Source organism: Clostridium amazonense (assembly GCF_056431285.1).
Genome location: NZ_JBWKMH010000031.1, coordinates 370,988 through 382,609 on the forward strand (window position 1 = coordinate 370,988; position 11,622 = coordinate 382,609).

Annotated in this window: 10 protein-coding genes and 1 other annotated feature; of the genes, 9 read left to right on the forward strand and 1 reads right to left on the reverse strand. The window is 28.1% G+C overall.

What is annotated here, in order from left to right; all coding sequences use genetic code 11:
• The first annotated feature begins 18 nt into the window (after positions 1–18).
• The 8 genes from AC07E4_RS13945 to AC07E4_RS13980 all read left to right on the forward strand — a co-directional run bounded on the left by AC07E4_RS13945 (position 19) and on the right by AC07E4_RS13980 (position 8,177).
• The gene (locus AC07E4_RS13945; protein WP_040329037.1) at positions 19–1,617 is read left to right on the forward strand and encodes an acetaldehyde dehydrogenase (acetylating); all 1,599 of its coding nucleotides are present in this window, start codon (positions 19–21) and stop codon (positions 1,615–1,617) included.
• On the forward strand, positions 1,617–2,267 hold the full coding sequence (locus tag AC07E4_RS13950; RefSeq protein ID WP_040329036.1) for a phosphate propanoyltransferase: 651 nt from the start codon (positions 1,617–1,619) through the stop codon (positions 2,265–2,267). Before AC07E4_RS13945 ends, AC07E4_RS13950 begins: the two co-directional genes overlap by 1 nt.
• Before the next feature lie 64 nt (positions 2,268–2,331).
• Entirely contained in the window at positions 2,332–2,622 is a 291-nt protein-coding gene (gene eutM / locus AC07E4_RS13955) for an ethanolamine utilization microcompartment protein EutM (RefSeq protein ID WP_040329035.1), read from the forward strand.
• A gap of 513 nt (positions 2,623–3,135) precedes the next feature.
• Entirely contained in the window at positions 3,136–4,287 is a 1,152-nt protein-coding gene (locus AC07E4_RS13960) for a sensor histidine kinase (protein WP_478216711.1), read from the forward strand.
• Between the two features lies 1 nt (position 4,288).
• Entirely contained in the window at positions 4,289–4,927 is a 639-nt protein-coding gene (locus tag AC07E4_RS13965) for a response regulator transcription factor (protein WP_040328317.1), read from the forward strand.
• Positions 4,928–5,076: 149 nt separating this feature from the next.
• Positions 5,077–6,012, forward strand: coding sequence for an ABC transporter ATP-binding protein (locus AC07E4_RS13970; RefSeq protein WP_478216712.1), 936 nt, complete (start codon positions 5,077–5,079; stop codon positions 6,010–6,012).
• A 12-nt stretch (positions 6,013–6,024) separates the two neighbouring features.
• Complete coding sequence (locus AC07E4_RS13975) at positions 6,025–7,119, forward strand: ABC transporter permease (RefSeq protein ID WP_040328320.1); 1,095 nt, start codon at positions 6,025–6,027, stop codon at positions 7,117–7,119.
• Entirely contained in the window at positions 7,110–8,177 is a 1,068-nt protein-coding gene (locus AC07E4_RS13980) for an ABC transporter permease (RefSeq protein WP_478216713.1), read from the forward strand. The genes AC07E4_RS13975 and AC07E4_RS13980 overlap by 10 nt, the downstream gene beginning before the upstream one ends.
• 81 nt (positions 8,178–8,258) lie before the next feature.
• On the opposite strand, the gene asnA is transcribed toward AC07E4_RS13980, so the two are convergent.
• Complete coding sequence (gene asnA / locus AC07E4_RS13985) at positions 8,259–9,284, reverse strand: aspartate--ammonia ligase (RefSeq protein WP_430830370.1); 1,026 nt, start codon at positions 9,282–9,284, stop codon at positions 8,259–8,261.
• Positions 9,285–9,337: 53 nt separating this feature from the next.
• Positions 9,338–9,588 (reverse strand) — a binding site (T-box leader).
• Between the two features lie 222 nt (positions 9,589–9,810).
• Here asnA and AC07E4_RS13990 point away from each other — a divergent pair.
• Positions 9,811–11,604: a S8 family peptidase gene (locus AC07E4_RS13990; protein ID WP_478216714.1), complete on the forward strand. Its 1,794-nt coding sequence runs from the start codon at positions 9,811–9,813 to the stop codon at positions 11,602–11,604.
• Positions 11,605–11,622: the final 18 nt, after the last annotated feature.

Consider the following 11,622-nt stretch of genomic DNA (forward strand, 5'->3'; position numbering starts at 1 on the left):
AGAAAGGAATGAAATACTATGGAAAACTTTGATAAGGATCTATATTCAATACAAGAAGCAAGAAATATTGCAAAGCTTGGTAAAGCAGCAGCTAATAAAATTGCTACTTACACTGAAGAACAAATCGATAAAATATTAAAAAATATGGTTAGAGTTGCAGAAGAGCATGCTCATTGTTTAGCAGAAATGGCAGTTGAGGAAACTGGATTTGGTAAAGTTGAAGATAAAACTTTCAAAAATCATTTAGCAGCTACTATTTTATATGATTCAATGAAAGACATGAAAACTATAGGAATAATTGGAGAAGATAAAGCTAATGGAATTATAGAAATTGCTGAACCAGTTGGTTTAGTTATGGGAATAGTACCTTCAACAAACCCAACATCTACAGCTATTTATAAAGCTATGATAGCTATAAAATCTCGTAATGCTATAGTGTTTTCACCACACCCATCTGCTGCAAAATGTACAATTAAAGCAGCTGAATTAATGCTTAATGCAGCTGTAGAAGCAGGTGCTCCAGAAAACATTATTGGATGTGTTAAAACTCCAACAATAGGAGCTACAAATGAATTAATGAAATGTAGTGAAGTTGCAATAATAATTGCTACTGGTGGTCCAGGTATGGTTAAAGCTGCTTATAGTGCAGGAAAACCAGCAATAGGTGTTGGAGCAGGAAACTCACCAGCATATATTGAAAAAACTGCTAATGTAGAAAAAGCTGTTAGAAATATCATGGCAAGTAAGACATTTGATAATGGTACAATTTGTGCTTCAGAGCAATCAATAGTATGTGAAGAATGTAATCATGATATGGTTGTTGCAGAATTTAAAAAACAAGGTGGATACTTCATGAGTGAAGAGGAAACTAATAAAGTATGTCAATTATTATTCAAAAATGGACATGCTATGAATGCTAAATTTGTTGGAAGAAGCCCTCAAGTTATAGCATCAGCAGCAGGAATTACAATTCCAGTTGGAACAAAAGTACTTATAGGTAAACAAAATGGAGTTGGAGAAGGAAATCCACTATCATTTGAAAAACTTACTACAGTTCTTGGATTCTATACAGTAAAAGATTGTAATGAAGCATATGAATTAAGTTATAAATTACTTCAAAATGGAATTGGTCATACAATGAGCATACATACTGAAGATAGAAATATAGTTATGGAATTCTCTAAATTACCAGCTTCTCGTATTCTTATCAATACTGGTGGAACACAAGGAGGAACTGGTGGAAGCACAGGTCTTAAACCAGCATTTACTTTAGGTTGTGGAACTTGGGGTGGAAGTTCAGTATCAGAAAATGTTACTCCAGAACACCTTATAAACAAAAAAAGAGTTGCATATGGTTTAAAAGATTGTGCAACATTAGCATCAAATGATTCAACTTTTAACACTATAAAAACTGCAGAAAACTGTCATGGTGTTCAAAATCAATTTATGAATATGAGCCCAGCTCAAATTGCGGCAGCAGCAGAAATGTTAAACAAAGTTACTGGTTCAGTTGATAATTCAAATAATTGCACAGGATGCTGTGATAAAACTGAAAAAAATGAAGAACTTGTAGATTTAGTTAATCAAATAATAGGAGCTATGAAAGGAAATAACTAATGGATAATTGTGAAGTACTATTAAAGCTTTTATTAGAAGCTGTTAAAGATAAAGAAAACAAAAGTGCAATACAAGAGGATGCCAGTGGTATTCCAGTAGGTATTTCAAATAGACATGTTCACCTTTCACAAAAAGACATGGATGTTCTTTTTGGAAAAGATTATAGCCTTACAAAACTTAAGGATTTATCTCAACCAGGACAATATGCATGCAAGGAAACTGTAACAATTTGTGGACCTAAAGGTGCAATTGAAAAAATTAGAATTCTTGGACCAACAAGAAGTAAAACTCAAGTTGAAGTATTAATGGGAGATTGCATCAAACTTGGAGCAGTTCAACATGTAAGATTATCTGGTGACTTAAGTAATACATCTGGAGTTACAATAGTTGGACCAAAAGGTTCAGTACAAATAGAAGAAGGTTTAGTAGTAGCACAAAGACACATACATATGACATCAGAAGATGCTAAAAATTTAGGTGTTTGTGATGGTGACATAGTTTCAATAAAATGTGATGATCTAAGAGGTGGAGTGTATAGCAATGTAGCTATTAGAGCAAATGATACTTCAAAACTTGAATGTCATCTAGATATTGAAGAAGCTAATGCAATGGGCATTAATTCAAGATCAAAAATAGTTATAGTAAAATAATAAAAACAAATAGTGAGTAATTAAAAATAATATAAAAAAAACATAATTTTAGGAGGATTTTAAAATGAAATACGATGCATTAGGAATGATAGAAACAAAAGGATTAGTAGGATCAATAGAGGCAGCAGATGCTATGGTTAAAGCTGCAAATGTATATTTAATAGGAAAAGAATATGTTGGAGGCGGACTTGTAACTGTTATGGTTAGAGGAGATGTTGGAGCTGTTAAAGCTGCTACAGATGCTGGAGCTGCTGCTGCACAACGTGTTGGAGAATTAGTATCAGTTCACGTAATACCAAGACCACATTCAGAGGTTGAAGTAATACTTCCAGCAGCTAAAGAAGCTACAAAATAATATAAAAAATATAGTGTAAGATAAAAAATTAGAACGTCGCTAATATTAAATTAGCGACGTTTTTTATTATGTATAGATTATAATCTTTAACAAAAATATACTGGCAATTTTATAGAATTTAATATTAAATGTATATAGGAATACAAATTTAAATTTTAAGTTATTCATGTTTCAGTTGAAAAAGAAATAACTAAATTATTATATAGAAATTAACAATTAACGATTAACAATTAACAATGTAGGATAAAACTGAAGTATCAGTTTTTAAAAATCGATTTTTATAATAATTTGCAAAGCAAATTAATTAAAGATTATATAAAAACTTAGTTTTTATTAACTTGTATTTGTAAATATTAAGAACGAAGTGAATAATATTAACCATCATTGTTAATTGATAACTGTTAATTTTTAATTGGTTCCAAACATGATAATAGAATAAAATGTGATATAGTTAGTATCATTTGATAAAAATGGTATTTTAAATTTAAACTTGGAACCCTATAGGAGGATATTATGGTAAAAAGCAAAGAGTTGTTATTAATAAGATATATTTCATTTGTTATATTAGTAATTGAGATGTTTGTAAAAGAAGGAAATTATAGTGTTTTGAGTATTGTATTTATTTTATTGTTTATTATAAATAATCATTTAAGAATATTTCATATAAATAGAGAAAGAATGTTTTATTTATCTATAGTAATTGAATTAGCAGCAGTGTGTATAGGAAAATTAACTTTTGGATGTAGTATTATTTTTTATTTGATAGGTATTTCAATAGACATATTTACAGTGAAAAATAGTGTATTAAAGTATTTATTTGCTGGAACAGTTTTAATACTAGGAATAAATCCTGTGTTTAATAAAAATGTAGAAGAAAGAATTATTACAAGTGTTTTACTTATAATATTTTTTATTCTTTTAAATTTTATATCAAGACTTTATAGTACAAAATTAAAGGCACAAAGTCTATATGATAAACTTAAAGTATCAGATGAAAAGCTTATAGAAGTAAATAAAGAGCTGGAAGGATATATAGAATCAATTGAAGAATTTACTTTATTAAAAGAGAGAAATAGAATTTCAAGGGAGATTCATGACAGTGTAGGTCATACATTATCAACTGCAATGATTCAATTATCTGCAATGGAAGCAATTTTAGATAAAGAAAATAATCCAATTAAAGATATGGTAAAGAACTTGAGAATATTTATTAATGAAAGTTTTCAGGATGTAAAAAAAGCTGTTAAAGAGTTAAAATCTGATGAATATGAGAATTATAGTGGAGTTTTAAGATTACAAGATGTATGCAAGAATTTTGAACGAATGTCTGGTGTGGAAGTTAAGGTTATTGTATCAAAAGGAGATTGGAATTTATCAACTAAACAAGTAGGTCATTTATATAGAATTACCCAAGAGGTTTTATCAAATTCTTTAAAGCATGGTAAAGCAACACAAGTAAAAGTCATTATGAATTTTACTTTAGAAGAATTTATAATGTCATTTAATGATAACGGTGAAGGAACAGATAAGATAGTAGAAAGTGGAATAGGTCTAAAAAGTATAAAAGAAAGAATTGATGAACTAGATGGAATAGTTGAAATGAAATCTAGTAGAAAAAATGGATTTTTTATTAAAGTTATAGTACCTAAAGAACTGGAGGTATAATATGAATAAGATTAAAGTTTTAATTGTAGATGATGAACAATTAATTAGAGATGGATTAAAAATGATGCTTTCAATATTTGATGATATTGAAGTGGTAGGAACTGCTGAAAATGGATATAAAGCATTAGAATGTTGTAAAACTATTGATGTAGATGTAGTTTTAATGGATATAAGAATGAAAGAATGCACTGGGGTTATGGGAACAAGGCTTATTAAAGAGCAATTTTCAAAGATAAAAGTTATAATTTTGACTACTTTTAAAGATAAAGAATACATTAAGGAAGCATTAAAGTATGGAGCTTTTGGATATATGCTTAAAGATAGTTCACATGATGTAATATATGAAGGAATAAAAACAGCATATAAGGGAAATATGGTTGTTCATCCTGATGTGGCTTTAGAGATGATGGAGTTAAACAAAGAAGTTAAAAAGGATATTGAAAGATATGGTCTTTTAGAAAAAGAAATTAAAATAATAAAAGCCATAGCAAATGGTTTAACTAATAAAGAAATTGCAGAGGAATTATTTTTATCAGAGGGAACAATAAAAAATAATATTACTAACATATTATCAAAATTAGAATTAAGAGACAGAACTCAAATTGCAATTTTTGCTTTTAAAAATGGAATAGTAAATTAATATATTTTAGAGGAAATAATAAGCTAAGGTTAATAGCTTATTATTTTTTTGTGACTTAAGTCATTTATGTAGTGACCTTCAGTTGTATTTATATAGTACTAAAAATTGTATTATATTGTTAAAGAAAGTTCTAAGGGGGAATTTTTATTATGAGTATTGTAGAAGTAAAAAATGTAACTAAAAGGTTTAATGATAAATTAGTTTTAGATAATGTAAGTTATAGTGTAAATGAAGGTGAAATATTTGGATTTATAGGTCCAAATGGTGCAGGAAAATCAACATTAATAAATATAATGACAAGTCTTTTAGTGCCAGATAGTGGAACTATTAAAATATGTGGATACGATATTTTAAAGGAACCTATTAAAGCAAAGGAGTTTATAGGATATGTTCCTCAAGATTTAGCATTAATGGAAGAACTTACAGCTTATGATAATTTAGAGTTTTTCGGTGCCTTGTATGGTTTAAGTGGAAAACTTTTAAAAGAAAGAATAGCTGAAGCTCTTAAAGTAACTGGACTTGAGGACACCAAAAAGAAAAAGGTAAAGAAATTTTCAGGCGGAATGAAAAGAAGATTAAATATAGCAGTGGCTATTTTACATCACCCTAAAGTTTTAATTCTAGATGAGCCTACAGTTGGAGTAGATCCTCAATCAAGAAATTATATATTTGCATTTATAAAAAATATATGTAAAGAATGGGGTTCAACAGTAATTTATACATCACATTATATGGAGGAAATTGAGGAGCTTTGCAATAGAGTTTTTATAATGGATTTAGGAAAAGAAGTGGCATATGGACAACGAGAAGAAATTAAAGCTTCTGTATTTTCTAATAATAAAATAATTATAGAAACACAAAATATATGTGCAGATACAGTTATGGAACTAAATAAAATTGAAGGTGTAGAAAAAATATTGGATAGTGATAATATAATTACGTTAACAATTGGAGTCAATTTTAAACTTGCAAATGTTCTTTCAATCCTAGAAAAAGATAGTGTAAATATAAAAAAGATTAGCTATGAAGATGTTAAACTTGAAGATGTATTTTTAGCATTAACAGGCAAAAATTTAAGAGACTAGGGGGATGAGTGTGTGAAGACTTTATATTATATAAAAACTACACTTAAAGGAATGATTTCAAATGGTGTAGTGACCGTATCATACTTTATCTTGTTTCCAATCTTAATTGCATGTTTTATGGGCTTTTTTCAAGGAATGGCTCATGAAAGTCCGTTAACACTAAAACCAGTTGATATAACAATTATTGATGAAGATAAAAGTAATATGTCTAAAGAGCTAGTTAATTTATTAGAAACTGATAATATTAAGGAAATTGTGAATTTAGTAGATGAAAAGCCAGATGCAGAGATAATAATAAAAAAGGGATATGAAGAGAATGTGTTATCTTTAAATAAAGGTAATATAGTTATTAATAAAAAAGTGGATAATATGAAAATGACAATAGACACTTTAAAGGTGATTTTAGATAAGTATCATCAAAAACTATATGTATCTATAAAAGGCGGAGATATAAAGGCTTTAGATAACCTTGATAACGAGGCTATTATTGAAAATGTAATGATAGATGCTGTAAAAACAGATAATCCATATAAGAAAATGGCATCATCAATGATAGGATTTGTAATAACAATGCTTATATTTACTATGATTCAAAGTGGATATGCAGATATAAGTATGAACTTAGAAAAAAGAATTATTTCAGCACCTATAACAAGACTACAATATCTTTTTTATGAGACAGCAGCATTATTAGTTTATGTGTTTATAATAATTACCGCTTATGTAATGTTTTTTAGAATTGCAGGATTAAGTTTTAATGGGAAATTTTTAGATTTATGTATATTAATAATATTGTCAACTATATTAGTTGTATCTATAGCCAAAGGAATATCAACACTATTTGGTGCTAAGTATGGAAAAATAGTTGGAAGTGTTATATTTGCATTACCGTTAATTAGTGGTGAAATATTTGTAGGTGAAGCAAATAAAATTGCTGTATTAACTCCAACTCATTATTTGAACAATGCATTTTCGATATATAATGCAAGTGGAAATTTAGATGGATGTGGAAAATGGATAGCAATAGTAATTATAATATCTCTAATAGTTTATACATTAGCAGTAATAAAAGCATGGATTAGTGGGGTGAAAAAAGTATGCAATTAATAAGGGTAGTCTTAATTAATATAAAAAAGCAAATGAAAAATCCATCTATGTTATTGATGACAGTAATATTTCCAGTTGCTATGCTTTTAATTATGAATTTTGGTGGTTCAGGTGAAAGCAGTGGAGAAATTGTAGTAATAGATAATAGTAAATCAAGTTATTCTAATGAACTTATTCAAAAATTAAGTGATGAGTATACAGTGAGTACATTTGATGGAGAGATAGAGGAACATTTAGACTCAATTAGGGAAAATAAAGTAGGTGCGATTTATGTTATAGATAGTGATTTTCAAAAGTTAATAGAAAATAATAAAATGCCTAAAATAAAATGTTACAAATCTGAAGCTACATCTGGAGCTATTATGGCTGGAGACATTATTTCAAAATATGTAATGGGTGTCGCAAAAGAAGAAGTTAGTAAAGGATTAAGTGAAAATGCGATAGTTACAAATATTGAAAATGAAAATATACAAAATAAAGATGACTATAAACTTAATGTAACCATGATATGCTACTTTATGATGATTGGTGGATCAATTATTACTACGGAAATAATTAAACTTAAAGAGCAAAAAGTGTTAAAGAGAACTATAGCAACAAATAATTCAGATATGGATATTTTAGGTGGGTTATTTTTATCATCATTTATATTACAAGGGGTTTTAAGTAGTATTGCATTTTTAATTGTAACAATTTTAGTGAAAACTCCAAACGTAAATATACCACAGGGAATATTAATTATATTTTTAAGTAGTTTAGTAACAACTGCTATAGTTTTAGCAGTAACAAGATGGATTAAAAATGCAACAATTGCAAGCTTATTTACAGTTGTTTTAGCACTTGCAACATTTGGATTAGGGATTTTTGGCAGCGAATTAGAATCTTTCAATAATGTACCAGAAGTAATAACAAATCTTAGTGTTATATCACCATTTACATGGTTTTTAAAAATAATAAACACAGGAGAAATTGTGATTCCAACTTTAATAGTTATATTAATGTCATTAGTATTTTTTACAGCTGGAAGTTTTAAATTAAGAGAATTTGTTAAAGAATAAATTAAAAGTAATAATGATTGGGCTATATCAAAACTATTTTTATAAGACGGTTTGATATAGTCCATTCTTTATTTTAAAAAACTATAATAGCTTTATATTATTTTTTTCACAAATTGATAAAGTGTTATTATCCCAAACTGAGGCTTGTACTTCTCCAATATGAGCTTTTCTTAGAAATAGTAAACACATTCGAGATTGACCAATTCCACCACCTATGGTGTATGGAAGTTTATCTTCAAGTAATAATTTATGAAAATATAAGTTTTTTCTATCTTCACAATTAGATTTAACCAATTGATCTTCTAGAGCTTTTTTATCAACTCTAATTCCCATAGAAGATAACTCAATAGAACAATCAAATAAAGGATAATAGAACAAAATATCTCCATTCAATGTCCAATCATCATAGTCAGGACTTCTTCCATCATGTTTTTCGCCAGATAATAATGTATCTCCAATTTTCATGATAAATACTGCCTTTTTTTCTCTACATATTTCATGTTCTCTTTCTTTAGGTGAAAGATTTGGATATTTATCTTCAAGTTCTTGTGTTGTTATAAATGTAATATCATCAGGAAGAAATTTTTCTAATGATGGATATTTAGATGATATATATGTTTCTGTAGATTTAAATACATTAAATATTTTTATAACTGTATTTTTAAGAGTAAGTTCATTTCTATCTTCTTTAGAAATTATTTTTTCCCAATCCCATTGATCTACATATATAGAATGTAAATTATCTAAATCTTCGTCTCTTCTAATTGCATTCATATCAGTATATAAACCTTCACCAATTTCAAATTTATACTTATGAAGTGCAAGTCTTTTCCATTTAGCTAAGGATTGAACTATTTCTAAATTGCTATTATTAATAGCCTTTATATCAAATGCAACAGGTCTTTCAAATCCATTCAATTTATCATTAAGACCAGATTCGGAAGGCAAAAATAAAGGTGCTGAAACTCTAGTTAAATTTAACTCTTTGGCAAGTTCTGATTCAAAATAATTTTTTAATAGTTTGATTGCAATTTCTGTTTCTTTTAGGGATAACATTGATTTGTAATTTTCTACAATTAATACTTTAGATTTTGCTTTATCTTTCATTATTTTTCTCCTTTTGTAATGTTTTTAAATATAAAAAAACCTTCATCCCTATACAAAGGGACGAAAGTTTAAATTCCGCGATACCACCCAAATTATCATTACGATCAGCTCTAAAAGTACGAAGATTAACTTGATACTTTTTCTCTTTTAACGGTGAGATTCCGTCTAAGTCTACTCTCATAATATATGATTTGGGTTAGAAACTCCGAGATGTTTTTCAATAAAAGCTTCGTTATTGACCTTTCACCATCGTCAACTCGCTAAAACTACGTCTTATATCTACTCTTCTCATCATTGTATTTATTTGCATTATATATTAACTTATTAGAAATTGTTTAATCAACATTATATGAGGATAATTTCAATATGTCAAACATTATTTTGAAAAATATTAAAATAAAATATATTATGCAATTTAGAATTTAAATGATGAATATTATACAAATATTTCAATGTTAAAAAAAATATGAATATTACTTAAAATTCAAATGTATAATTAATTGGAAGTAGCTTTAGGAGAGGTATAATGAGGAATGATACAAGAAAATGTAGTGGATTTTTAGATGAGAATCTTGAACATTATCTAATAGAGTATAGAGGTTCATTTAAGGAACAAATAAATAAGTTGGATTATGCTTGTGGAGATACTTTTACGGATACATTAGGAGCTATAGCAGTACGTGGAAAAGATCTTAATAGATTAAGAAAAGATGTTCCAGCAATTATATTTATAGAGTCTAGAAGCATATATGTATTACAAGATATAAATCCATCAAATTCAGATGATATACAAACTATAAAGAATAATCCATATTTAAATTTAACTGGAAGAGGAGTGTTGGTAGGATTAATAGATACTGGGATAAATTATTTAAACGAAGAATTTATTAGGGAAGATGGAACATCTAGAGTTGTTAGTATCTGGGACCAAACAATACAAGAAAAAGATGAGGACTTATATATAGGATCCACATATTCTAATGAAGAAATAAATAGGGCAATTAATGTATATAGAAATGGAGGTAATCCATATGAAATAGTACCTAGTGTAGATGAAGTAGATCACGGAACTAAGATGGCAGGTATAATTGGAGCAAAGGGATATAATGGACAAATGCAAGGTGTGGCAAATGACTGTGATTTTGTGGTTGTAAAATTGCTACAAGCTCCTCATTATAAGAAGATACTGAGAGAAAATAATCATGATGAAATTCCTGTATACAACAATACAGAAGTTTTATCAGCAATTGAATATTTAAGAAAAATGCATGAAAAATTAAGAAAGCCAATGATAATTTATATTGGAGTTGGCACTAATGATGGAAGTCATGATGGATATAACATTACAGGAAGGTTTATAACATCACTTGCAAGTAAATCAGGTCTAGCTTTTATTGGTGGAACAGGGAATACTGGTGATGCAGAAGGACATGCATTAAATTTTATTAGTAATGTAGGGGAAGTTAGTACTGTAGAATTAAATATTACTAAACAGATGAAAATATTGAGTTTTTATATATGGGTACAGAAACCAGATAGAATGTCCTTAAATATAATAGATCCAGCGGACGAAGAAAGTGGATTTATAAGTCCTAAAATATATTCAGTAGAAGAAAAAGACTTTTTTCTAATTGATACTCATGTTGAGGTACAAGGATACGATCCAGAAAATTTTACTGGGCATCAAGTATTTTTTGTGAATTTTTTAAATATAAAAGAGGGAATATGGAAATTTCAACTAAGAGGAGAGTATATTACAAATGGAAGATATGATATATGGTTACCTGATAAAAAACTTTTACCAGAGGGAACAAAATTTCTAGAGTCTAATCCATATAATACTTTAACAGTACCTTCAACAGGAAGAAAAATTATAAGTGTTTCTTATTACAATAGTATAAATAACTCTATAATTGCATCATCGGGACGAGGATTTAACACAAATTATTTAATAAATCCAGATATAGCAGCTCCAGGAATTGATATTCTTACTATATCTGGAATTACAAATAAAGTTACAACAGTAAGTGGCAGTTCAGCAGCTGTGGCTATAGTAGTTGGAGTATGCTGCCTTTTAACTCAATGGGGAGTAGTTGATAGAAATTATACAGGTCTCTATTCAGCTAAATTAAGAAGTATTCTAGTATATGGTGCTAAAAGAGAAGGAGTAGATAATTATCCAAATGAAGAGATTGGATATGGGAAATTAGATCTATTAGGAGTTTTTAAAATACTAGGAGGTTCATATAGAAATAAGGAAAAATATAAGGAATATTATATAAATAACTTATTAATAAGATATCCTATTGATTTAATATAAAATAGGGGGATGAAGTTA